Source organism: Mesorhizobium sp. WSM4823 (assembly GCF_055811195.1).
Map to the genome: position 1 here is coordinate 174,729 of NZ_JBVVQL010000004.1, position 318 is coordinate 175,046.

A 318-nucleotide genomic window follows, 5' to 3' on the forward strand; every position below is an offset into this window, starting at 1 on the left:
GGGGGGGGGGGGGGTGCTCGCCCCCCCCCCGTGCCTGGGGGCCCGCCCGCCCCCGGGGGGGGGGGTGGGGGGCCGGCCCCGGGGGGCCGGTTGTGGGGCCTCCGCGGCGGTTGGAAACTCGCTGTTTGAGCGCGCCTTTTGGGTTTGCATCACGTCAATCTCGCGCCCTGTCCTTGCAGGATTCTGAGTTCGCGACCGTGGGGGGGGGGGGGGGGGGGGGGGGGGGGCGGGGCGGGCGGCGCGGGGGGGGGGGGGGGCCGCGGGCGCGGGGGGGGGGGGGGGCGGGCGCCGGCTCGGGCCTCAGGCGCAGGGTCACGG